The following is a 22,812-nucleotide window of genomic DNA, read 5'->3' as shown; positions in this document are numbered from 1 at the left end:
ACACCTCTTTAGGAATGAGGTTTTCATATGCAAAAATTATTAATTGAAGGTGGTCATGATTTAAATGGCCAAGTTCGAATTAGTGGAGCAAAGAACAGTGCGGTTGCCTTACTTCCCGCTGCAATATTGGCAGACTCAGCAGTAACGATTGAAGGTTTGCCTGAAATTTCTGATGTGGATACCTTAGGGGATTTACTTGAAGAAATTGGTGGCAGTGTATATAGAGATGGACAAGATATAACCATTCATCCTGAAAAGATGATGGCAATGCCTTTACCAAATGGAAAAGTCAAAAAACTTCGTGCATCCTATTATTTCATGGGGGCAATGCTTGGTAAGTTTAACAAAGCAGTAATTGGTTTACCAGGTGGATGTTTTTTAGGACCGCGACCAATTGATCAACATATCAAAGGGTTTGAAGCACTTGGTGCAGAGGTTACTAATGAACAAGGTGCGATTTATTTGCGAGCAAACGAATTACGTGGAGCACGTATCTATCTTGACGTTGTTAGTGTTGGTGCAACGATAAATATTATGTTGGCAGCAGTAAAAGCAAAAGGAAGAACTACCATTGAGAATGCTGCGAAAGAGCCAGAAATTATCGATGTAGCAACATTACTGACGAATATGGGAGCAAAAATTAAAGGAGTAGGTACGGATGTGATCCGAATCGATGGCGTGCCTTCTTTACACGGTTGCCGTCATACGATTATTCCTGATCGTATTGAAGCAGGAACGTATGCAATTGCTGCAGCGGCCAAAGGGAAGGAAGTAGTTATTGATAACGTGATTCCACAGCATTTAGAATCATTAATTGCAAAACTTCGTGAAATGAATGTTACGATTGAAGAAAGCGATGAACAATTATATATTGCACGAAACCGACCACTAAAGAGTGTGGATATTAAAACGTTAGTATATCCTGGTTTTCCGACGGATTTACAACAACCGTTTACTTCTTTATTAACACAAGCGAACCATTCTGGTGTAATAACGGACACCATCTATTCCGCTAGATTAAAGCATATCGATGAATTACGTCGAATGAATGCAGTTATTAAAGTGGAAGGTGGTTCGGTTATTGTATCAGGACCGGTACAGTTAGAAGGAGCAAAAGTAAAAGCCAGTGATCTTCGTGCAGGAGCATCGCTGATTATTGCTGGACTGTTAGCTGATGGAATCACAGAAATAACAGGGCTAGACCATATAGATAGAGGATATGAAAGATTAACTGAAAAGTTATCATCCTTAGGCGCGAATATTTGGCGTGAAGAAATGACAGATGTAGAGATAATGCAAGATCAAAATATGTAATGATGCCATTTCACATATCCATAAATACTTGATGGGATGAGTATTTGTAGAGGTATGTCCAAAGATATGAATTTTTGTACAACCTCAAAGAAAAAGACAAAAGGAGATGTTTGAAATGGAAAGAAGTTTATCAATGGAATTAGTACGTGTCACAGAGGCAGCAGCGCTACAATCTGCTCGTTGGATGGGTAGAGGTGTAAAAGATGAGGCTGATGATGCAGCAACTACTGCGATGCGTACAGTGTTTGATACCATACCAATGGATGGTACAGTCGTAATCGGTGAAGGCGAAATGGACGAAGCACCAATGCTTTATATTGGTGAAAAATTGGGTACTGGAGACGGTCCTGGAGTGGACGTAGCAGTAGACCCACTAGAAGGTACAGAAATTGTTGCTCAAGGAACGTGGAATGCCTTAGCTGTTATTGCTATTGCAGATAGAGGCACATTATTACATGCGCCAGATATGTATATGGAAAAAATTGCGGTAGGTCCAGATGCAGTAGGGAAAATTGATATTAACGCTCCAGTAGTTGATAATCTTAAAGCAGTAGCAAAGGCAAAAAATAAATCGATTGAAGATGTGGTAGCTACAGTTCTAGATCGTCCGCGTCATCAAAAACTAATTGATGAGATTCGTGCTTCTGGTGCTAGAATCAAATTAATTCCGAATGGTGATGTAGCAGCGGCGATTAATACTGCTTTTGATGATACAGGTGTAGATATTCTACTAGGATCTGGTGGAGCTCCAGAAGGTGTATTAGCAGCAGCGGCATTAAAATGTTTAGGTGGAGAACTTCAAGGGAAATTATTACCATCGAATGATGAAGAAATCAAACGTTGCCATGATATGGGAATCACTGACCTAAATAAAGTATTTTACATGAATGACTTTTGTAGTGGAGACGATGCTATTTTTGCAGCCACTGGTGTTACAGATGGAGAGTTACTAAAAGGTGTTCAATTTAAAGGGAAAAAAGCAACGACATCTACATTAGTAATGCGTGCCAAGAGTGGAACCGTTCGTTTCATTGATGGAACTCATAGTTTACAGAAAAAACCAGATCTCGTAATTAAACCATAATTTAAAAATAGAAGGTGTTCCCAATAAACGATTTGCTTTGTTAGAATTCTAACATCTAAAAAATACAATCGACATATTTTGGGGACAACTTCTACATTTTTAATTCCTTTCCAAAATTTCCTCTAATATTTGACAAAAAAGTCTATTGAATCTTTACTTCTAAAAGAGTATGATAATAGATGTTTAATATAGGCAAGAATAGGTTAGTCTGGTTGAATACAACTAAGAATAAAAGTGTGTTTTCAAAAGCGATAATCTTTCTTTTGAACAACCTCTTAAAACAACTTCGAATCGCTTCTGTTAAACTCAAATAATCTTCTAGTAACCTTCCAATTTAGATGGACAATCAATAAGGAATATGCGTTTTAGTGAAAGTAAATAAACAAAATCATGTAATAAAACAAGAATTTAGACAGGCGTGGTGATTTAGTGGAAACATTAACAATCTCTAATTTAGAGACAATGACATTAAAGGAAATTTATGCGTTGGCAAAGGAATATAAAGTTTCTTATTATGCTAAGCTGACCAAAAAGGAACTAATTTTTGCTATTCTAAAAGCACAAGCGGAAAAAGATGGATTTCTATTTATGGATGGCATCCTTGAAATTATACCTTCTGAAGGTTTCGGTTTTCTTCGTCCGATCAATTATTCTCCAAGTGCAGAAGATATCTATATTTCTGCTTCCCAAATACGTCGATTTGATTTAAGAAACGGTGATAAAGTTTCAGGTAAGGTACGTCCACCTAAAGAAAATGAAAGATATTATGGATTACTTCATGTCGATGCAGTTAATGATGAAGATCCTGATTCTTCAAAAGAACGTGTTCATTTTCCTGCATTAACAGCTCTATATCCAAATCGTACGATACAACTCGAGACAAAAACAAATCAACTATCTACAAGAATTATGGACTTGATGACTCCAGTAGGTTTTGGTCAGCGTGGATTAATTGTTGCGCCGCCAAAAGCTGGTAAGACAATGTTGATTAAAGAAATCGCAAACAGCATCTCTAAAAATCATCCTCATGCGAAATTGATAATTTTATTAGTAGATGAGCGACCTGAAGAAGTAACAGATATTGAACGCTCTGTCTCGGCCGATGTCGACGTAGTTAGCTCTACGTTTGATGAGGTTCCAGAAAGCCATATTAAGGTTTCTGAATTAGTATTAGAGCGCGCAATGCGTTTAGTTGAACACAAGCGGGATGTCATTGTACTTATGGATAGTATTACTCGTCTAGCAAGAGCGTATAACCTAGTTATTCCTCCGAGTGGACGAACGCTTTCTGGTGGTATTGACCCTGCAGCATTTCACCGTCCTAAAAGATTCTTTGGTGCTGCCCGAAATATTGAAGAGGGTGGTAGTTTTACAATTCTTGCAACTGCTCTTGTTGATACCGGATCACGCATGGATGATGTGATCTATGAAGAATTTAAAGGTACAGGTAATATGGAACTGCATCTCGATCGTCATCTTGCCGACCGACGAATTTTCCCAGCGATAGATATTATGCGTTCGGGTACACGTAAAGAAGAGTTACTAGTTGATAAAAGTCATCTTGATAAAATGTGGGCAATTCGTAAAACAATGCAGGATTCCCATGATTTCTTAGACCGTTTCTTAAAACGATTAAAGCAATCGAAAAGCAATGAAGAATTTCTTCAATTAATGGAAGAAGAGATGAAACGAAAAGGGATTTCTCGATAGTTCTATTTTAATAAAATGAATGACATACTCCTGTTGCATTTAGAACCGGAGACTGTTATAATCTTTCTATGTGAGTTTAGAAAAGGTGTACCCAACCGCCTATGACGACTCTTACAATAACTCTGTTTCCAAGGGACTCAGGGCAAAAAGGAGCGGAAATACAATGAAAAAGGATATTCATCCAGAGTACAAAAAAGTAGTATTTCTAGATACTAGTACGAATTTCAAATTCTTAAGTGGTTCTACTAAAGAATCTGATGAAACAATTGAATGGGAAGATGGAAACACATACCCATTAATTAAAGTAGAAATCAGTTCTGATTCTCACCCGTTCTACACTGGTAAGCAAAAAGCTGACAAAGTCGGCGGACGTGTGGATCGCTTTAAGAAAAAATATAATCTTCAATAAGAATGTTATTCAACGTAAGATTACGTTGAAGGCTTCCTAAAAAAGGCAGGCAAAATGTCTAATTTTGCCTGTTTTTTTACTTTCATTATTGTTAAAATAAGCTACATATGATGTCGGGATGAAATATATATCATCTACATATACTTACGAGTGCTTGTTTAAGGAGAATGTCCTGAAGTGTTTGTTTCACCGGACTTTTTGCACAATCTCGTACGGAGGAATATCTTGAGAGGGGATCTTCACATGTATGTAATGAAACAAAATGGCTGGGTAGAATTAATTTGTGGAAGTATGTTTTCTGGGAAATCAGAAGAATTAATTCGTCGCGTACGTCGTGCGACATATGCCCATATTAATGTAAGAGTGTATAAACCAGCAATCGATGATCGCTATGATGATAAAGCAATCGTGTCACATGATGGAACTTCTACTATGGCACGTCCAATTCACGATGCTGTTGAAATATTAGAAGATGTTGATAAACATATAGAGATTGTAGGGATTGATGAGGTTCAATTCTTTGATAATAATGTCGTAGATGTAATAGAGGAACTTGCTAATCGAGGTGTCCGTGTAATGGTAGCAGGTCTCGATTTAGATTTTCGCGGAGAACCCTTTGAACCTGTCCCGAAAATTATGGCATTAGCAGAGTCTGTAACGAAATTAAATGCTATTTGTCCGATATGCGGGTCACCTGCAAGTCGCACACAACGACTTATTGACGGCAAGCCAGCTTCGTATAACGACCCTATCATTTTGGTTGGTGCTTCTGAATCTTATGAACCTAGATGTAGACATCATCATGAAGTTCCTTTTCGCCCAGAAAATAATTTTGCAACAAAATCATGGGATGCATTAAAAAGTTAATAGTCAAAAATAAGCATGGATAGGTAAGTAATGAAAACTTATACTATCCTTTTTTGTACGGGCTTAACATGGATGTTAAATTGACCCAGGGACTCCCATATACTATAATGATACTGTTAATTAGAAAGAGGTGTATGTCCGATGTTAGATCGTTTACAATCATTAGAGGACAGATATAATAAATTAAATGAAATGCTTAGTGACCCGGAAGTTATTAATGATTCTAAAAAACTTCGTGAGTACTCTAAAGAGCAATCTGGCTTAGAAGACGTCGTTCAAGCTTATCGTGAGTATAAAGAGGTCACCGAACAGTTAACCGATGCAAAAGAAATGATGGAAGATAAATTAGATGATGAAATGTATGAAATGGTGAAAGCAGAAATCTCTGAATTAAACGGACGAAGAGAAGAACTAGAATCAAGTATGAAGATTCTTCTATTACCAAAAGACCCAAACGATGATAAGAACGTATTTATGGAGATTCGTGGTGCTGCGGGTGGAGACGAGGCTGCTTTATTTGCTGGTGATTTATATCGAATGTATTCTCGTTATGCGGAACACCAAGGGTGGAAGATTGAAGTTATGGAAGTAAGTTCTACAGGAGTAGGCGGATATAAAGAGGTCATCTTTATGATTAATGGATCCGATGTTTATTCGAAGCTAAAATACGAAAATGGGGCTCATCGGGTGCAGCGGGTTCCAGAAACAGAATCTGGTGGACGTATACATACTTCAACAGCAACCGTAGCTGTACTTCCTGAAGCGGAAGAAGTGGAAGTAGAAGTTCATGATAAGGATATTCGTGTCGATACCTTTGCATCTAGTGGACCAGGTGGCCAAAGTGTAAATACAACGATGTCTGCTGTTCGACTTACACATGTACCTACTGGAATTGTAGTATCCATTCAAGATGAGAAATCACAAATTAAAAATAAAGAAAAAGCAATGAAAGTATTGCGTGCACGTATTTATGATAAATTCCAACAAGAAGCACAAGCGGAATATGATGAAAATCGTAAATCTGCAGTTGGATCAGGAGACCGTTCCGAACGTATCCGAACGTATAATTTCCCGCAAAATCGTGTAACAGATCACCGAATCGGTCTAACAATTCAAAAATTGGACCAAATTATGCAAGGGAAATTAGATGAATTTATCGATGCTTTAGTAATGGAAGAACAAACGAAAAAATTAGAGCAAATAGGTGAGTAATTAAATGAATGATAAATGTTATGAAGTCCTTCAACGGGCTTCTCTTTTTTTAGAAAAGGCTGGACGCGAGCCAAAAGTAGCAGAGATTCTCTTGTTACATCATTTACAAATAACAAAAGAGAAATTGTTAATGAGATGGAGAGATTCCATTGATAAAAATACCATCGAGGCATTTGAAAAAGACATCTTTACGCACGTAGAGACAGGAGTTCCAGTTCAACATTTAACGAAAGTAGAACATTTTTATGGACGTGAATTTGAAGTAAATCAACATGTTTTAATTCCCCGTCCAGAAACAGAAGAATTAGTCCAACAAGTAATCCAACAGGCGCATACAATGGATAAACCTTTAACTATTGTCGATGTTGGAACTGGTAGTGGAGTAATTGCGATAACATTAGCGCTTGAGCTTGCTGGATCACGCGTTTTTGCAACGGATATTTCAGATAAAGCATTATCGGTTGCAAAAAGAAATGCTCAGGCGCTGCAAGCGGAAGTCACTTTTCTGGAAGGAAACTTTTTAGAACCATTTTTAGGTTTAAATCAAACAGCAGATATCGTCGTTTCCAACCCGCCGTATATACCATCGTCAAAATCTGAAGAGTTACAAGATACGGTGAAAAATTTTGATCCTGAATTAGCATTGTTTGCAGAGAATAATGGCTTAGCTGCGTATCATGCTATTTTAAGACAAATGCAGACCATGAAATTATCAGAGCAATCGATTTTAGCTTTTGAGATCGGATTTGATCAATCAGCAGCGATTACAAACATGATTAGACAGAACCTACCTTCAAGAGAAGTATGTACTATTAAAGATATAAATGAAAAAGACCGAATTTTATTAGCGAATGTAATAAAAGGATAAGAATAGATATAAAGAAATTGCGATATAACCAAAAGTTTTGGTCAAAAGAAGGATGGTAGTTAGAATAAGAAATATACAGAGATTCCTTGAAAATTAAAAATCGATTTTCTGCGTGCGATGCAATGCTGTCGAGGTCTTCCTTGTCATGGGAGAGGCTAAAGAGCAAACCCTGATGCATAAGCATCAGGAAGCTCACCAGCCGCCGTAGGATAAGCGGAGTTTGTGATCTCTTTGAACTTTTCTATTAGCTAAAGAAATAAATTCATAGATTCATAGTATAAATAATCACCTCCTTGTCCAGACTGTTGATGAACAGATGGAAGGGAGATTTTTTTATGAAAAAGCTTTGGCTCTTATTAGGATTATTAGTAGGATTATTTTTTCTTATACCGTTAGTTGCTTTTACATCTAGTTCTGATTCTAAAGAGGATACAGGATATCAAGTCATTCCTGACGAAGCGATTCGTCTTCGAATTTTAGCAAATAGTGATAGTGATAGTGATCAAGAAATAAAACACAAAGTGCGTGATGAAATTAATGAAGTAGTTACTGAGTGGGTAAAAGATATTGATGATATTCATGAGGCAAGGAAACTAATTCAATCAAGAATCTCAGAATTAGAAACAGTGGTTGATGAAGCGTTAATCGAAGAAGAGGAAAATGTTGGATACACTGTAGAATATGGTGAAAACATATCATTTCCGGCAAAATTATATGGAAACTATTTATATCCAGCAGGAGAATATGAGGCAATTCTAGTAACGCTAGGTGAAGGATCAGGTTCGAATTGGTGGTGTGTATTATTCCCGCCTTTATGCTTTCTTGATTTCTTCAACGGAACGTCTGTTGCAGCTGAAGGCGAAGAACATGAAGTAGAGGAAGAAGAGGAGACAGAGGTGAAATTCTTTTTATTTGAATGGTTAGGATGGTCATAGTTTCTCTATTATTTGCATAGAATAACAATAATTAGATGAAAGATTATCTACTAAACTTTTAATAGAGGTGATCACATGCAAATTTTAAAAGTAGAAGAAGCGGAAAAACAAGCAGTGAATGATTTTCTCGATAGAAATGAAAATGTATCGAAAGACTGTCTATTGACACACGGATACGTAGTTGAAATGAATGGTAGAATTGATGGTTGTTTTGTGTTAGAACCAATGGAAGATCATGCGTTTTGGTTAAAACAATTGTATATAACGCAATCGGAAGCAAGAAAACTTCCTGTCTTATTAGAAGGAATTCTTGTAATAGCTAGAAAAATTGAAGCAAAATGTGTATATGTGCATAGTCATCAGCCAGTTGTGGATATCCTTCTAGAAGCATTGCAGTTTAAGCGTGAAGAGCAAATTGAAGTGAGGAAAATAGACCAGCATAAAAAAGGAAATTGGTGGACGTATAACGTATCATAATAGGAGTTACACACAGTATACACAGCCACCTGTGTATAAATAGGGATAACCTGTGAACAAAAACAACAATGTGGATAAGTTCTTGTGGAAAAGTGGATAATCATGAAGGATTATTCACTTTTTTGCGTTTCTAGTCGGCTTCTACTAAAATAGAAACGTAGAAAAGAGGTTACGGAATGACTACGAAACGATGGAATATGAATGATATAGACAAGAATCAAGATTATATAAAGGAAGCTGCAGCTGTACTGAGATCCGGTCAAACGGTAGCTTTCCCAACAGAGACAGTGTACGGATTAGGTGCGGATGCCACAAATTCACAAGCGGTTTCTAATATTTTTCAAGCAAAGGGTAGACCGGGGGATAATCCACTTATAGCTCATGTGGCTACAAAAGAACAATTACAACGTCTAGTTACTTTTGTACCAGCCTATGTGGATAAATTAATTGCTCATTTTTCTCCGGGTCCGTTGACGTTTATTTTACCAAGTAATGGGACATGTGCTTCAAATGTAACAGCAGGACTTGATACAATCGGTGTACGTATACCGAATCATCCTATAGCATTACAATTATTAAAGGAAGTGGATACTCCGATTGCAGCACCGAGTGCAAATATTTCTGGAAAACCTAGCCCGACAACAGCTGATCATGTTTTTGAAGATCTTGAAGGAAGAATTGCAGGACTCGTCGATGGTGGCCCAACAGGAGTTGGGTTGGAATCCACTATTATTGATTGTACACAAGAGATTCCAGTGATACTTCGCCCAGGTGGAGTTACGAAAGAGAATTTAGAGAGCGTGGTTGGACACGTTATGGTTGATCCAGGAATTATAGATGGTGAAGGGAAACCGAAAGCTCCAGGATTGAAGTATAAGCATTATGCCCCAGAGGTTCCTTTATGGATTTTTGAAGGTGATAGTAATGGATTCCAAAAGTTGATTGAGAAAGAACAGCAAAACAATCATAGAGTTGGTGTATTATGTTCCAATCAATCTGCAATTCAATTATCTCATGATAATATCTATCAGCTAGGTGATTCGATGGAAGAGATTGCATCAAGCCTTTATGATGGCTTGCGTTATTTTAAACAACAAGCAGTAGATATTATTATTTGTGAGTCTTTCCCCGAAACGGGAATGGGCCAAGCAATTATGAATCGATTACGTAAAGCTTCTGACTCGACAATTAAGTAAAGAATCCGAAATGAATTGAAACTTTTTACACACAATCCATTTCTTTTATGGTCGAGTTATTTTCCTTGTACGGATACAAGGGTACTAAAATTATTATAAACAGGTATTCATAAGCCTTCTTATTCATGCATATAGTGTATTAGCATGTCCTAGGGGGAAATTGAATGACTTTTTCAACGGAATATATATCAATCATTTTATTAGCAATTGGCTTAAGCATGGATGGATTTTCAGTTAGCTTGGGTCTAGGAATGCAACAATTACGATTAAAACGGATTGCGTATATTGGGTTAACGATTGGACTTTTACACATGTTAATGCCTTTGGCGGGTATGTTGCTTGGACAAGTTATTTCCGAGCAAATCGGTCAATGGACATCGCTTGCTAGCGGGGTACTACTATTTTTAATAGGTGCACATATGTTTTTTTCTGCTTTTCATTTAACGGAAGGATTTCGTTGGCAGCCGGTGGGTGTAGGACTGTGGATAATAGCATTCAGTGTTAGCTTAGATAGTTTTACAGTTGGACTGGGACTTGGAATATCTGGAGTTCAAATTCTTGTTACTCTTTTAGCTTTCGGCCTTATCAGCTGTTTTGTCACATGGCTGGGGATGCTGATTGGTCGTAAAGTGTATAGGTTTTTAGGGGTGTATAGTCAACTTCTTGGAGGAAGTATACTTTGTGGATTTGGTATATTTATTTTATTTAGTTAGTACATGAATCAATTTCCTAATTTAATATATTTGCTATAAAATCCGAATGTCGTGATATTTGATTTCCATTGCAGACGGATGCTTACCGCAGGCACGGCTTCAGCTAACTTGAAAAGACGACCACTTTTCAAGTTAGCTGAAGCTCGTGCTTTTCCTGCAGGGGTCGCCGTCTTTCATTACAATCAAAGCCAAGACTTTCCTGTAATCCAAACAATAAAATTTGTATTCTTACTTTGATACCGATATTTACGTATATTAAACATCATTTTTCCAATTTGATGAAATTTTACAAAATTATAGATAATTACTTTCCAATATGTTACAAATGAGTTGTATTTATTACAAATTAGGAGGTGAATATTCTTATCGAAATTACATCATGAATCACTTAATAAAAAACTAGAGAGGATTGATTGTATGAGTAGAAAGAATTTATTATCAGTATTTATTGCCTTCATTACATTTCTAATAATTACACCTTCTGTTTTGGCTAATGAAGCTGAGATTATTTCAGAACAAGAAGATGCAACGTATCAAATGTTTGATAACTCAGAGGAATATTGGACAAAAGAAAGAATGGAAAATGCAATTCCAATGGATAAGCATGTTGATAAAGCTACGGAATCAAAAAGCCTAACAGATTCAGAAGCAAATGAGAATCAAACAAACGAAAGGCCATACAACACAGAACCTGCTAGCCCCAAGTATAATAATGCGTTAGATTTTAGTCCAAATGCAGTTGTTCCTAGTACTACAGGAAAGCTATTCTTTTACAATCCGAACGATGGAAATAATTATGTTTGCTCTGCTTCGGCAGTCAACAACCCAAACAAGAATTTAGTTTCAACTGCTGGTCATTGTATGCATGAAGGTAGTGGCGGAGATTTTTACACGAATATCGTATTTGTTCCAGCATATTATGAAGGGAACGCTCCATACGGGAGATGGGATGTAAATTGGAAAGTTACTTTTAGAGGCTGGACGGACAATGGTAATTATGACTATGATCAAGCATTTCTAACTGTATTTCAGAATGATGGAAGAAATCTTGTTAATGTCGTCGGAGGTAATGGGTTAAGTTTCAATTATAGCCAGAATCAATCTGACGTGCGTGTTACTGGTTATCCAGCAGCAGATCCTTACCCAGGAGACATCCCATATTCTTGTTATGGAGATACTTCTAAAAGATTTCTGAGTAATGATGCACAAATTTCATGTGGATTTACTGGTGGAGCAAGTGGTGGAGCATGGTTTAGAACTATGTCTAGTGAGAATTTAGGGCAGATATTTGCCGTAACTTCTAGGAGATCTGAGCCAAGAGGTACTCTATATGCTAGACCATTTACTTCAGATTATCGTGACTTATTCGAGGGTATGGAAGATAGATAGATTAAAATAAGGAAGGAGCTTATGAATGTCAGTATCCTTTAAAAGATTATATCTCGTCTTAATTTGTTTAATTATTCTTGTGGGTGTTATTGGATGTGGCAATGATGATGTGGAACTTCCAGAAGAATATGATCCATCTAATAAAGAAAATCCCCCTGAAGATGAGAGTACACCTGAAAGTGAAGAAGATCCTCCACCAGAAGGAGAAACTGAATTGCCTAAGAATCCTATCCCTAAAGATGAAATTGACCCAGGAGACAATCAGAATCCTCCTGGGGAATCACATGAAGAGAAAGATTCACCTAACAATTGAGCTAACTATATGTATTTAACAAATAGACCTATCAAAGGAGGCAAATAGCTACCTCCAAACGTTAGGTCTTTTTGTTTTCAGGTTAGTTAGACTAAAATCTATTTGGGCTGAGCAGGATCTTTACAATGTATTTGATGCTGTATATTTAAAAGAAAAACTTATGTCACTAGAATCTCTTTTTAAAAAGAGATATTGATAATTATTTTGGAATTAATGTAGCAAAATTTCTAAGACATATACCCATGTATAAAAATACAGATACAGAAGACATATAAAATGAGGTGGCTGCTTCTACAGAGCTACCTCAAAGATAGAAAACCATATTTGAAAGAGAATAATTGCACGGGGGAAGAACTATAAATGAGTTATTAGAAATGTTATCTCATTTATAGTTCTTTTTTGGTAGGGTATAATGGCTTTATAAGAAAATTAAGGTAAACGTGTACTAGCATCATATGATATATTGATTTTTATAGAATAAGTGGAGGGTTATATATGAATGTTTTATTTATATGTACAGGAAATACTTGCCGAAGTCCGATGGCTGAGGGTTTGTTAAAAAGTAAGATGCCTAAATTGAATGTGAAGTCGGCAGGAACGACAGCAATGAATCATAGCCCTGCGTCAAATCATACCATTCAAGCATTATCTGAAAAAGGGATTGATATGCATCATTATTCCCAATCAGTAAGTGAGGAGTTAATAGAATGGGCAGATATTGTTCTTACAATGACTACTTCACATAAGCAATTGCTAATTATTCAATTTCCGGAGCAACAAGATAAGTATTTTACACTTAAAGAATATGTTTCAGAAGCCGATAAAGAAATATGGAAACAGATACAAAAGGCCTATGCTGATTTAGAGGAAAAACGTGCTTTATTTATTCATAATCATCAAGATATGATGAATAACTTTCAGTTACATCAATCGGTTTCAAAGGAATTTCAAAAAGAAATTAATGAGATTCAACGTTTGGAATCTAAACTAATCAATTATGATATTTCTGATCCATTTGGAGGTGGATTAGAACTTTATCGTAATACGATGAAAGAAATTGAAGACTGCATAGACCTTTTTGTTCAAAAACATACGTAATGTAGGAGGAAATTATGAAGAAAAAGTATCGGTTCAGTCTACGTTTGAAACTTGTTTTTTTAATAACTGTATTAGCAATGATTACTTATGGATTTAGTGCGTTATTTATTTATGTAGTAAATGATTATGTACAGCAATTTTGGACTATTTCCGATGAATTGTATTTAACAATCATATTATTACTAGGTATCTTTTGGTCGGGATTACTCGCCTTTTTTGCGGCTAAATGGATTACAAAACCAATGGAAAATTTAGAAAAAGTGGCAACGGAAGCATCTCTAGGAAATTTGGACCAACAAGTGATTATACCTCGATCGGACGATGAAATCCGTTCGCTTTCTTTAGCGGTCAATGGTATGTTAGAAAATCTGAACCGAATGGTACATAACATTGATACACATTTTGAAAAAACGAATGAGACAGTTGTTCAGTTAAAGAACGCATCTCATACAGCATCTCAACATTCGACAGCTATTGGTCAATCTATCGTCGATATTTCCAATGGTGCCGAGAGTTCATCAGAAGCTACTCAACAAACTGCAGCATCTGTTGAATTAGCTACCGATTTGGCTCGAAAAGTACAAGGAAAAGCAGAACAATCTACCGATAAATCGAAGTCGATGCTAACTACTTTACAGGAAGGGCAACGAGTGGTTCGGCAGTTAGTAACAGGTATTCAAAAATTAACAAATGAACAAGAATTATCGTTAAAAGATGTTGATCATTTAAAACAAAATGCAAAACAAGTAGAAACAATCATTACATTAGTGGGAGAAATTGCGGAACAAACGAATCTTCTAGCCTTAAATGCATCAATTGAAGCAGCACGTGCAGGTGAACATGGAAAAGGTTTTGCCGTTGTCGCTGAAGAAATTCGTAAACTAGCTGATCAAAGTGCTCAAGCAGTGCAGCAGATATCGGAGTTAATCGGAGCTATTCAGCATGATGTTACTCAGGTAGTAGAAAAAATTAATGAAAATGTGCAGTATGCAAAAGAAGAAGCAAAACAAGGAGAAGGAACGAACCGTACAATTGAACAGATGGCTGATTCCATTAAGGATGTTGCAAACGAGATTGAAATGATTCATCAGTTAGTAGATCAGCAGCTTCATTCCATTCAAGATACAGTACAACAATCTCAAGAAGTTGCAGCTATAGCAGAAGAAACATCAGCAGGAACAGAAGAAGTCAATGCTGCTATTCAAGAACAAGTAATAACAATGGAGCAAGTCGATCAATTAGCCCATGAAATGGAACAACATGCGAATAATTTAAAATCACAAATTAACCAATTTAAGGTAAGGAAACATGAAGTAGAAAGTAATGTTGAGCCTTTTGAGGCAGAAAAGGAAGAATCTTATCTAGAAAAAAGTGAATCTACTTTGACGAAAAATAGGAATAAAGAAGTTTCGTAAATTAACAAAAATCATGGTATGCTAAATGAAATGATAAGTGTCTGATAAGCAATAGACAATCTACCTCTTTTTTGTAGAGGAATATTACTGAAATTTGTTAATTGCCGGGCACTAGATCTAGACATTGTTACTGATGGGTCAAATGTTTCTTGACTTTCTAAGAAGTTAGGTGAAAGAATAATGACAAAAGATAGACTTGCACAAGATCTACAGTGTATTGTCAAAGAGTGGATAGACGCTAGTATTCTGCGAGAAAATGATATTTTCGTTATTGGCTGTTCGACAAGTGAAGTTGCTGGGCAGCCAATTGGAACAGCAGGTAGTGAGCAAATTGCTTCTACTATCTATCAACAACTCCAATTTCTACAAGATGCTACAGGCATACATTTAGCATTTCAATGTTGTGAACACCTTAACCGAGCAATCGTCGTAGAAAGGACAGTAGCAACATCCTATTCCTTACCAGAAGTTACTGTTGTACCGGTACGGCAGGCTGGAGGAGCAATGGCTACCTATGCCTATAAACATATGGATAATCCGGTTGTCGTAGAAGAAATTACAGCGGATGCAGGAATGGATATTGGAGAAACAATGATAGGGATGCATTTAAAACATGTTGCAGTTCCACTTAAATTCAAACAACGATTTGTTAATCATGCTCGTGTAAGAGCTGCTAGTACTCGACCAAAGCTAATAGGAGGAATTAGAGCCTTCTATGGTAATAATCATTATTAATTATCATCTACATCAGTAAATCTATAAAATCTCATTACATAGGGGGCTATACCAATGATGGAATATGTGAAACAAGCAGATGCCGAAGTGTTTGAAGCAATGCAAGCCGAAAAAAATCGTCAGCAAGATAAGATTGAATTAATTGCATCCGAAAACTTTGTTACGAAAGCAGTAATGGATGCGATGGGTTCTATTCTTACCAATAAATATGCAGAAGGTTATCCAGGCAAGCGTTATTATGGTGGTTGTGAGCACGTTGATGTAGTGGAGAACCTTGCTCGCGATCGTGCGAAAGAATTATTTGGTGCTGATCACGCAAATGTGCAACCTCATTCAGGAGCACAAGCCAATATGGCAGTTTATTCTGCCGTTCTTGAGCCTGGCGATACTGTATTAGGTATGAACTTAAATCATGGTGGACATTTGACTCACGGTAGCCCGGTTAACTTTAGTGGTCAATTGTATAATTTTGTTGACTACGGTGTGGATAAAGAAACAGAGCAATTAGATTATGATGCTGTATTGGAAAAAGCGAAGGAAGTTAAGCCGAAATTAATTGTGGCAGGAGCAAGTGCATACTCTCGTTCTATTAATTTTGCTAAATTCCGTGAGATTGCTGACACGGTAGATGCATATCTAATGGTAGATATGGCACATATTGCTGGCTTAGTTGCTACTGGTGAACATGAAAATCCAGTTCCGCATGCAGATTTCGTCACTACTACAACGCATAAAACTTTGCGTGGACCTCGTGGTGGTATGATTCTATGTAAAGAAGAATTTGCGAAAAAAGTTGATAAAGCGATTTTCCCAGGGATACAAGGTGGACCACTGATGCATGTTATTGCTGCAAAAGCTGTTTCATTTAAAGAGGCATTATCAGAAGACTTCAAAACATACACAAAGCAGATTGTTGCTAATGCGAAGACGTTAGGGCAAGCTCTTAATAAAGAAGGAATTCGTATTGTATCTGGAGGTACAGATAACCATTTACTTTTATTAGATGTTACTCCTTTACAATTAACAGGAAAAATAGCTGAAAAAGCATTAGATGATATTGGGATAACAACAAATAAAAATACGATTCCATTTGATCAAGAAAGTCCTTTTGTTACAAGTGGTATTCGGATCGGTACTGCTGCTGTAACTACTCGTGGTTTTGGTGAAGAAGAAATGAAAGAAATTGCTTCTATTATTTCTTTAACGTTAAAAAATCATGAAAATGAAACGAAGTTAAAAGAAGCGGCGCAACGTGTACAAACTCTTACAGAAAAATTCCCGCTATATGCTTAAATAGAATCGATAGAGACGAACAATAATTGGATGATAACACATTATCCAGTATTGTTCGTTTTTCTTTAATAGAGTCAATTTTATATTTGTGTGAATTCCGAAAAGCAGAATAGGTTTTGAAGCCCTGCTTCAGAAATATACTGCGCTTTCCGTGGGCGGATGGGTGAGCCTTCGGGTGCTTACGCATTCCTGGGTCTCGCCTAGGCCTACTTCCCACAGGACAAGGAAGACTTCGACAGCATTGCATCGCACGCAGAAAATCGATTTTTGATTTTCAAGGAGTCTCCGTATATTTCTTACGCTTATTCTAGCTATTATCCTACTATTGACCAAAATTTTTTGTTGAGTTAATGAAGCTGGAAGTAGCGGTTTCTGTATACGAACGATTGGAATCTCAATTTCATAATCGCTAAGTTTTATTTAAAAACCAATATTTTAGTGATAGTTATATAATAATGTTCGTATTATAGCAAAACATGGCTTTGATTGGAATGGAAGACGGCGACTCCTGCAGGAATAGCACGAGCTGAAGATCCACTTGAAAAGTGTTTTTCTTTTCAAGTTAGCTGAAGCCGTGCCTGCTGAAAAGCGCCCGTCTGTAATGGAAATCAAAATAGAAAATGAGTAATTTAAACAAAGGTATCTTTTTTGTTCATGATTTTTAAAATGGTTAAATCTTTGATGATATGATTAATTATCTTTAAAATCAAAAATTTGTAAAGACTTACCAACAGGAAAACTATACTTGAAAGCAGTGAATATTTTCAGTACAATTTTAAAGATATATCTTTTAATATGAGGAGTGATCTTAAGATGGGTAATGTATTTGTATTTGATCATCCGTTAATTCAACATAAATTAACGTACATACGTGATAAAAATACGGGAACAAAAGAGTTTCGTGAGCTTGTCGATGAAGTTGCAATGTTAATGGCTTTTGAAATTACACGTGACTTGCCAGTGAAAGAAGTAAATGTAGAAACTCCAGTAACTACGGCACCTTCTAAAGTTCTTGCGGGGAAAAAGCTAGGATTAGTTCCTATTTTACGTGCAGGTTTAGGAATGGTAGATGGTGTTCGTAAGTTAATCCCAGCAGCAAAAGTTGGACATGTTGGTCTATATCGTGACCCAGAAACATTCAAGCCTGTCGAGTACTATGTTAAACTTCCAAACGATATTGAAGAACGCGAACTGATTGTGATCGATCCTATGTTAGCAACAGGCGGTTCTGCGAATGATGCTATTGCAGCATTGAAAAAACGTGGCGGTAAAAATATCCGTTTAATGTGCTTAATCGCTGCTCCAGAGGGTGTCGAAGTAATTAAGGAAGCACATCCAGATGTGGATATTTATTTAGCAGCTATGGATGAACGTCTTGATGATCATGGTTACATTATTCCTGGTCTTGGGGATGCTGGAGATCGCTTATTCGGTACAAAATAAAGTAACAAGTTGATATTTTTAGTTAATATACGGTCGATTTCTATGGAACAGCGATGTATTTCGAGACCATGGAAGTTGATCGTATTTCTATGTAATAAGTAAGGCGGATATGTGACTATTAAGCAATTTCTACAAATTTAGAATTAATTTATCTGAAAATAAATTAGATCAGATAATCCGTATAATTATAATTAAAACTTCAAAAGCTATGGGAATAAGGTGGTGCTCGGATGCATATCGTAAAACTTATCCCCATATTTTTTTATGCAATTTTATTGTTCACTTGTAGTTATCCACAATTAACAACATTTGCAGAATTTAAACAAAAGGAATCGATTATTATTGAAGTGGAAGGTGACCCACATGAACAAGTGAAGTATATAGAAGATTACCATCCTTTTATTGAAGTGATTTCTGTATACGATACGATTTTTAATGGAATAGCCCTACAAGGTTCCCCAGAACAACTCCAGCGAATGGAAGCATTAGAATTCATTAAAAGTATCCATTCTGTACAAGAATATCAAGCTATACCAACTACAAAGTCTTCACTTTTAACTGAATTACAACCGTCAATAACAGAGACAGAGCCGTATTCGTGGAACGATACTTCCTACACGGGTAAAGGTGTAAAAGTAGGAGTAATAGATACTGGGATTGATTATGACCATCCAGATTTACAGAAGAATTATATAAACGGATATGATTTAGTGGATCTCGATGATGACCCGATGGAGACACAGCCTGAACAGGGAGTACCTACTTCACATGGGACACATGTAGCCGGAATCATCGCTGCAAATGGAGAATTAAAGGGAATAGCTCCAGATGCAGAAATCTATGCTTATCGTGCACTTGGTCCAGGTGGAGCAGGGACTTCTGTGCAAGTATTAGCTGCGATGGAAAAAGCGGTTGAAGATGAAGTAGATATTATTAATCTTTCATTAGGTAACAATGTCAATGTTCCTGATTATCCAACAAGTCAAGCGGTAAATCGTGCTGCTGAACTCGGGATTTTTGTTGTGATTGCTAATGGTAATAGTGGCCCTGATGCATGGACTGTAGGTTCACCAGCCACCGCAAACAAAGCCTTTTCTGTTGGTGCTTCTACGACTCCGTCAACTGCTCCGGTATTAGAAGATTCTTTTGAAGATAAAATAATTCCATTGTTAGAGATGCTTGGTGCTCCTGAATGGAATTTGGAAAAAGATTATGATATTTCTTCAATAGAGGAAGAAGTAACCGGCTCTCTTTCTGGAAAAATAGCTCTTGTACAACGAGGGGAGATACCTTTTCATCAATTAGCGAAGCAAGCGGAAGAATTAGGAGCCGAAGCAGTACTTATATACAATAACGAAGCTGGACCTTTCCAAGGTTCTGTAGAGTTTCGTAATGCTCCCGTACAAATTCCCGTAGCAGCAATCTCTCAAGAAGATGGTGAATGGTTAAAACAACAAGCGGAGGAAACTAATCATTATTTCATTGATTCAAAACGTATAGATCAACCAGTTCAGGTAGCACCATTTAGTTCAAGAGGACCTGTGACAATTAACTGGCAGATAAAACCTGATATTATTGCTCCGGGTACTGGAATCTGGAGCACTGTTCCAGATGGATATCAAGCTATGGATGGGACGAGTATGGCCACCCCTCATGTAGCTGGAGCGGCAGCAGTAATTAAGGAAGCAAAACCAGATTGGACGAATGAACAAATTATTGGAGCAATCCAAACGTCGGCAGATCAACTTATGCATGCTGATGAACTAGTTTCTTCGACGGAACAAGGGATGGGAGTGATCGATGTGAATAAAGCGATTGAAGCAAATACGATTATTCATAATGGTCAACTCCAATTTGGCAAGGTAGATAACTATCGTCAAGAGTTTCAGCATAATTTAATTGTTGAAAATATGACAGCCGAACCACAATCTTATCAATTTCAAATACCATATAAAGACAAAGGGATATCGTGGAATTTACCTGGTGCTTTTCAGTTGGATCCTTATGAAAAGAAGGAGATTCCTATCGAAGCGTTTGTTACAGGAATGCAATTAGATAAAGGAGTTCATCAAGGCTGGATAGCTTTAGAACAAGGAAATGCAACATATGAATTACCGTATATTATCGTAAATAAGGAAGCGGATCAACCAAAAAGTGCTGGTTTTGAGTTTACGTTAAAAACCCTTTCTGACGATTTATATCAATATCAAATTTATATGACAGAATCGGCTCGAAAGCTTGAAGTTGATTTATATGATCCAGATACCCTTGTCTATAAGCGGAGATTGTTGGAAGAAAAGAACTTAGAACAAGGTCTACACACTGGAGAACTTACGACGAAGCAAGCTGGAAAAGGAGGATATTATCTAGCTATTGTAACTGTTTACATGGATGATGGAACGTATGAAAGCTCAGAGGCAATGGTCTACATTAAGTAGAAATACATTTGTTCACAAAAAAGTCATAAAACGAAAGTTGTTAAATAACATGAAAGAATCCATTTGTGATACAGTGCACAATAGGGGAAATCAGGGCGAGAAAGACTAATATGTCAATGTTTATATATGTAATATAATTAATATGATTAATGCCTATTACTAATTGACAATCCTAGCTTGGCTAATGTAAACTTGTTTAGTGTGGAGTGAGGAGAAACAGCTTTTTTAGCCCATTTTTGTTCGCGAAATTATCCCCTGTTATGAAACAGCGAACAATGGTTCCTTCTGACTTCAAATACATAGATGCAATGAATGTAACACCTCCGCATCTAAAACTACAAGTAATATTACCTAGCAAGAGATTTTCCCCGATTTGATTGAAAACGGATGCAAATGTGAGTTGGTAGTCTTTTACCGGGTTTAGGAGTGTAGCAAATATAATGTCTAATTATGATAAAATGATAACCCGACAGCGTCAATGGATGTTTTATTTACTAGCAATATTAGTGCTTTGCGCTGGGTTTCTACCATATCCCCGTGTTTTTTTCGGATTAATCCTAGGTAGTATCATTAGTCTTTATAACTTGTGGTTACTACAGAGCAAGTCAGCAAAACTTGGGGAAACAGTTGCAGCAGGTGGGAAGGCCAGAGGAGGATTAGGTACGTTTACAAGAATGGCCGCCGCAGTGTTGGGAGTGATGATTGCGATGCGATTTGAAGAACACTTCCACTTTATAGCTGTAATCATTGGGATTCTTTCTTCTTATTTTGTTATGGCGTTAGATATCATTGTTTATCAATTATCTTTACGTAACCAGAAAGAAGACTAATCCTTTCCAGTATTCCATTTTTACTTACAAATAGTTTTAGTAAAGGGGTGATAATCTTGGATCACGAAAATCCAATAGTGCATGATATCTTTGGGATACCGGGTGCGAATCTTAACCTTTCTAACCTCATGATGACATTTATCGTGTGTCTTATTGTCTTTGTTTTCTGCGTATGGGGAAGCAGAAAGTTACAGATGAAACCGAAAGGAATACAGAACTTCATGGAATGGGCTGTAGAATTCGTTAGGGGTATCATACAAGACAACATGGATTGGAAAACTGGAAGAATATTTCTTCCGCTTGGACTAACTCTAATATTCTATATTCTAGTTAGTAATTTAATAGGTGTTGCAACGGTTGGGGTAGTTGGACATGACCTGTGGTGGAAATCACCTACTGCAGATGCGGTTATGACATTAACACTATCAACTATGATTATTGCATTAACACACTATTATGGTATTAAGTTAAGAGGTACAAAAGCTTATTTGAAAACATATGTGAGCCCAGTACCACTCATGTTGCCATTTAAAATCGTAGAAGAATTCACCAACACATTAACGTTGGGTCTTCGTTTGTTTGGTAACATTTATGCAGGTGAAATATTATTAAGTTTACTAGTAGGACTTGGAACAGCTAGTGTATTTGGATTCTTAGGATCAGCGCTTCCAATGCTGGCATGGCAAGGATTTAGTGTATTTATTGGAGCCATCCAATCTTACGTATTCGTTATGTTAACAATGGTTTATATGTCTCACAAAGTGAGCAGTGACCATTAATAAAAAATAATTTATTAGGTTTATTATAAAAGGAGGAAATTATCAATGGGAGCTTTAGCAGCAGCAATTGCAATTGGTTTAGCAGCATTAGGAGCAGGTCTTGGTAACGGTATGATCGTAAGTAGAACAGTAGAAGGTATTGCACGTCAACCAGAATTACGTGGTGCACTACAAGGTACAATGTTTATCGGGGTAGCATTAGTAGAGGCGATTCCGATCATCGCAGCAGTTATCGCGTTTATGGTAATGTAAATCGCAATTTTTCCTAGAATTATAATGGCGAAGTTCAGCTAC

General features: G+C 36.8%; 22 protein-coding genes. All 22 read left to right on the top strand.

What is annotated here, in order from left to right:
* Positions 1–27 precede the first annotated feature (27 nt).
* On the top strand, positions 28–1,314 hold the full coding sequence (locus tag AQ616_RS00450) for a UDP-N-acetylglucosamine 1-carboxyvinyltransferase (RefSeq protein ID WP_017798221.1): 1,287 nt from the start codon (positions 28–30) through the stop codon (positions 1,312–1,314).
* Positions 1,315–1,429: 115 nt separating this feature from the next.
* Positions 1,430–2,398, top strand: coding sequence for a class II fructose-bisphosphatase (gene glpX / locus AQ616_RS00445; RefSeq protein WP_017798220.1), 969 nt, complete (start codon positions 1,430–1,432; stop codon positions 2,396–2,398).
* A gap of 429 nt (positions 2,399–2,827) precedes the next feature.
* Entirely contained in the window at positions 2,828–4,108 is a 1,281-nt protein-coding gene (rho, locus tag AQ616_RS00440) for a transcription termination factor Rho (protein WP_017798219.1), read from the top strand.
* Positions 4,109–4,271: 163 nt separating this feature from the next.
* Complete coding sequence (locus tag AQ616_RS00435) at positions 4,272–4,517, top strand: type B 50S ribosomal protein L31 (RefSeq protein ID WP_017798218.1); 246 nt, start codon at positions 4,272–4,274, stop codon at positions 4,515–4,517.
* Between the two features lie 243 nt (positions 4,518–4,760).
* Positions 4,761–5,384, top strand: coding sequence for a thymidine kinase (locus AQ616_RS00430; RefSeq protein ID WP_017798217.1), 624 nt, complete (start codon positions 4,761–4,763; stop codon positions 5,382–5,384).
* A gap of 141 nt (positions 5,385–5,525) precedes the next feature.
* Positions 5,526–6,596 carry a peptide chain release factor 1 gene (gene prfA / locus AQ616_RS00425; RefSeq protein WP_069684751.1) on the top strand — a complete coding sequence of 357 codons (1,071 nt, stop codon included), beginning with the start codon at positions 5,526–5,528 and terminating at the stop codon, positions 6,594–6,596.
* 4 nt (positions 6,597–6,600) lie between these two features.
* Positions 6,601–7,464 (top strand): peptide chain release factor N(5)-glutamine methyltransferase, encoded by an 864-nt coding sequence (prmC, locus tag AQ616_RS00420; RefSeq protein ID WP_069684750.1) that lies wholly within the window; start codon positions 6,601–6,603, stop codon positions 7,462–7,464.
* Positions 7,465–7,799: 335 nt separating this feature from the next.
* The gene (gene spoIIR, locus AQ616_RS00415) at positions 7,800–8,399 is read left to right on the top strand and encodes a stage II sporulation protein R (protein WP_017798214.1); all 600 of its coding nucleotides are present in this window, start codon (positions 7,800–7,802) and stop codon (positions 8,397–8,399) included.
* A gap of 75 nt (positions 8,400–8,474) precedes the next feature.
* A complete protein-coding gene (locus tag AQ616_RS00410) occupies positions 8,475–8,876 on the top strand; it encodes a GNAT family N-acetyltransferase (protein WP_017798213.1) in 402 nt (133 codons plus the stop codon).
* A 176-nt stretch (positions 8,877–9,052) separates the two neighbouring features.
* Complete coding sequence (locus tag AQ616_RS00405; RefSeq protein ID WP_069684749.1) at positions 9,053–10,072, top strand: L-threonylcarbamoyladenylate synthase; 1,020 nt, start codon at positions 9,053–9,055, stop codon at positions 10,070–10,072.
* A gap of 164 nt (positions 10,073–10,236) precedes the next feature.
* Positions 10,237–10,785 carry a manganese efflux pump MntP gene (locus AQ616_RS00400; protein ID WP_017798211.1) on the top strand — a complete coding sequence of 183 codons (549 nt, stop codon included), beginning with the start codon at positions 10,237–10,239 and terminating at the stop codon, positions 10,783–10,785.
* 417 nt (positions 10,786–11,202) lie between these two features.
* On the top strand, positions 11,203–12,174 hold the full coding sequence (locus AQ616_RS00395; protein ID WP_017798210.1) for a trypsin-like serine peptidase: 972 nt from the start codon (positions 11,203–11,205) through the stop codon (positions 12,172–12,174).
* A gap of 25 nt (positions 12,175–12,199) precedes the next feature.
* Positions 12,200–12,487 carry a hypothetical protein gene (locus tag AQ616_RS00390; RefSeq protein ID WP_069684748.1) on the top strand — a complete coding sequence of 96 codons (288 nt, stop codon included), beginning with the start codon at positions 12,200–12,202 and terminating at the stop codon, positions 12,485–12,487.
* A 495-nt stretch (positions 12,488–12,982) separates the two neighbouring features.
* A complete protein-coding gene (locus AQ616_RS00385; protein ID WP_069684747.1) occupies positions 12,983–13,585 on the top strand; it encodes a low molecular weight protein arginine phosphatase in 603 nt (200 codons plus the stop codon).
* Between the two features lie 14 nt (positions 13,586–13,599).
* Entirely contained in the window at positions 13,600–15,000 is a 1,401-nt protein-coding gene (locus AQ616_RS00380; RefSeq protein ID WP_017798207.1) for a methyl-accepting chemotaxis protein, read from the top strand.
* Between the two features lie 180 nt (positions 15,001–15,180).
* Complete coding sequence (locus AQ616_RS00375) at positions 15,181–15,735, top strand: TIGR01440 family protein (protein ID WP_069684746.1); 555 nt, start codon at positions 15,181–15,183, stop codon at positions 15,733–15,735.
* Positions 15,736–15,792: 57 nt separating this feature from the next.
* A complete protein-coding gene (locus AQ616_RS00370) occupies positions 15,793–17,028 on the top strand; it encodes a serine hydroxymethyltransferase (RefSeq protein ID WP_069685076.1) in 1,236 nt (411 codons plus the stop codon).
* 813 nt (positions 17,029–17,841) lie between these two features.
* Positions 17,842–18,471, top strand: coding sequence for a uracil phosphoribosyltransferase (gene upp / locus AQ616_RS00365; protein ID WP_017798204.1), 630 nt, complete (start codon positions 17,842–17,844; stop codon positions 18,469–18,471).
* A gap of 230 nt (positions 18,472–18,701) precedes the next feature.
* Positions 18,702–20,909, top strand: a complete 2,208-nt coding sequence (locus tag AQ616_RS00360; protein WP_069684745.1) for a S8 family serine peptidase — start codon at positions 18,702–18,704, stop codon at positions 20,907–20,909.
* A 440-nt stretch (positions 20,910–21,349) separates the two neighbouring features.
* Positions 21,350–21,739, top strand: a complete 390-nt coding sequence (locus AQ616_RS00355; protein WP_017798202.1) for an ATP synthase subunit I — start codon at positions 21,350–21,352, stop codon at positions 21,737–21,739.
* Between the two features lie 56 nt (positions 21,740–21,795).
* Positions 21,796–22,518 carry a F0F1 ATP synthase subunit A gene (gene atpB / locus AQ616_RS00350; protein ID WP_017798201.1) on the top strand — a complete coding sequence of 241 codons (723 nt, stop codon included), beginning with the start codon at positions 21,796–21,798 and terminating at the stop codon, positions 22,516–22,518.
* Between the two features lie 45 nt (positions 22,519–22,563).
* Positions 22,564–22,770 carry a F0F1 ATP synthase subunit C gene (gene atpE / locus AQ616_RS00345; RefSeq protein WP_017798200.1) on the top strand — a complete coding sequence of 69 codons (207 nt, stop codon included), beginning with the start codon at positions 22,564–22,566 and terminating at the stop codon, positions 22,768–22,770.
* Positions 22,771–22,812: the final 42 nt, after the last annotated feature.

This window comes from Oceanobacillus sp. E9, assembly GCF_001741975.1.
In the GTDB taxonomy this organism is placed as follows: domain Bacteria; phylum Bacillota; class Bacilli; order Bacillales; family Amphibacillaceae; genus Oceanobacillus; species Oceanobacillus kimchii.
Note: the sequence above shows the minus strand (reverse complement) of the source record. Positions and strands in the feature narration are given on the sequence as shown.

Coding starts and splice junctions, on each gene's coding strand:
- AQ616_RS00450 (WP_017798221.1), top strand. CDS start 28: ATGCAAAAATTATTAATTGAAGGTGGTCATGATTTAAATGGCCAAGTT.
- glpX (WP_017798220.1), top strand. CDS start 1,430: ATGGAAAGAAGTTTATCAATGGAATTAGTACGTGTCACAGAGGCAGCA.
- AQ616_RS00435 (WP_017798218.1), top strand. CDS start 4,272: ATGAAAAAGGATATTCATCCAGAGTACAAAAAAGTAGTATTTCTAGAT.
- AQ616_RS00430 (WP_017798217.1), top strand. CDS start 4,761: ATGTATGTAATGAAACAAAATGGCTGGGTAGAATTAATTTGTGGAAGT.
- prfA (WP_069684751.1), top strand. CDS start 5,526: ATGTTAGATCGTTTACAATCATTAGAGGACAGATATAATAAATTAAAT.
- prmC (WP_069684750.1), top strand. CDS start 6,601: ATGAATGATAAATGTTATGAAGTCCTTCAACGGGCTTCTCTTTTTTTA.
- spoIIR (WP_017798214.1), top strand. CDS start 7,800: ATGAAAAAGCTTTGGCTCTTATTAGGATTATTAGTAGGATTATTTTTT.
- AQ616_RS00410 (WP_017798213.1), top strand. CDS start 8,475: ATGCAAATTTTAAAAGTAGAAGAAGCGGAAAAACAAGCAGTGAATGAT.
- AQ616_RS00405 (WP_069684749.1), top strand. CDS start 9,053: ATGACTACGAAACGATGGAATATGAATGATATAGACAAGAATCAAGAT.
- AQ616_RS00400 (WP_017798211.1), top strand. CDS start 10,237: ATGACTTTTTCAACGGAATATATATCAATCATTTTATTAGCAATTGGC.
- AQ616_RS00395 (WP_017798210.1), top strand. CDS start 11,203: ATGAGTAGAAAGAATTTATTATCAGTATTTATTGCCTTCATTACATTT.
- AQ616_RS00390 (WP_069684748.1), top strand. CDS start 12,200: ATGTCAGTATCCTTTAAAAGATTATATCTCGTCTTAATTTGTTTAATT.
- AQ616_RS00385 (WP_069684747.1), top strand. CDS start 12,983: ATGAATGTTTTATTTATATGTACAGGAAATACTTGCCGAAGTCCGATG.
- AQ616_RS00380 (WP_017798207.1), top strand. CDS start 13,600: ATGAAGAAAAAGTATCGGTTCAGTCTACGTTTGAAACTTGTTTTTTTA.
- AQ616_RS00375 (WP_069684746.1), top strand. CDS start 15,181: ATGACAAAAGATAGACTTGCACAAGATCTACAGTGTATTGTCAAAGAG.
- AQ616_RS00370 (WP_069685076.1), top strand. CDS start 15,793: ATGGAATATGTGAAACAAGCAGATGCCGAAGTGTTTGAAGCAATGCAA.
- upp (WP_017798204.1), top strand. CDS start 17,842: ATGGGTAATGTATTTGTATTTGATCATCCGTTAATTCAACATAAATTA.
- AQ616_RS00360 (WP_069684745.1), top strand. CDS start 18,702: ATGCATATCGTAAAACTTATCCCCATATTTTTTTATGCAATTTTATTG.
- AQ616_RS00355 (WP_017798202.1), top strand. CDS start 21,350: ATGTCTAATTATGATAAAATGATAACCCGACAGCGTCAATGGATGTTT.
- atpE (WP_017798200.1), top strand. CDS start 22,564: ATGGGAGCTTTAGCAGCAGCAATTGCAATTGGTTTAGCAGCATTAGGA.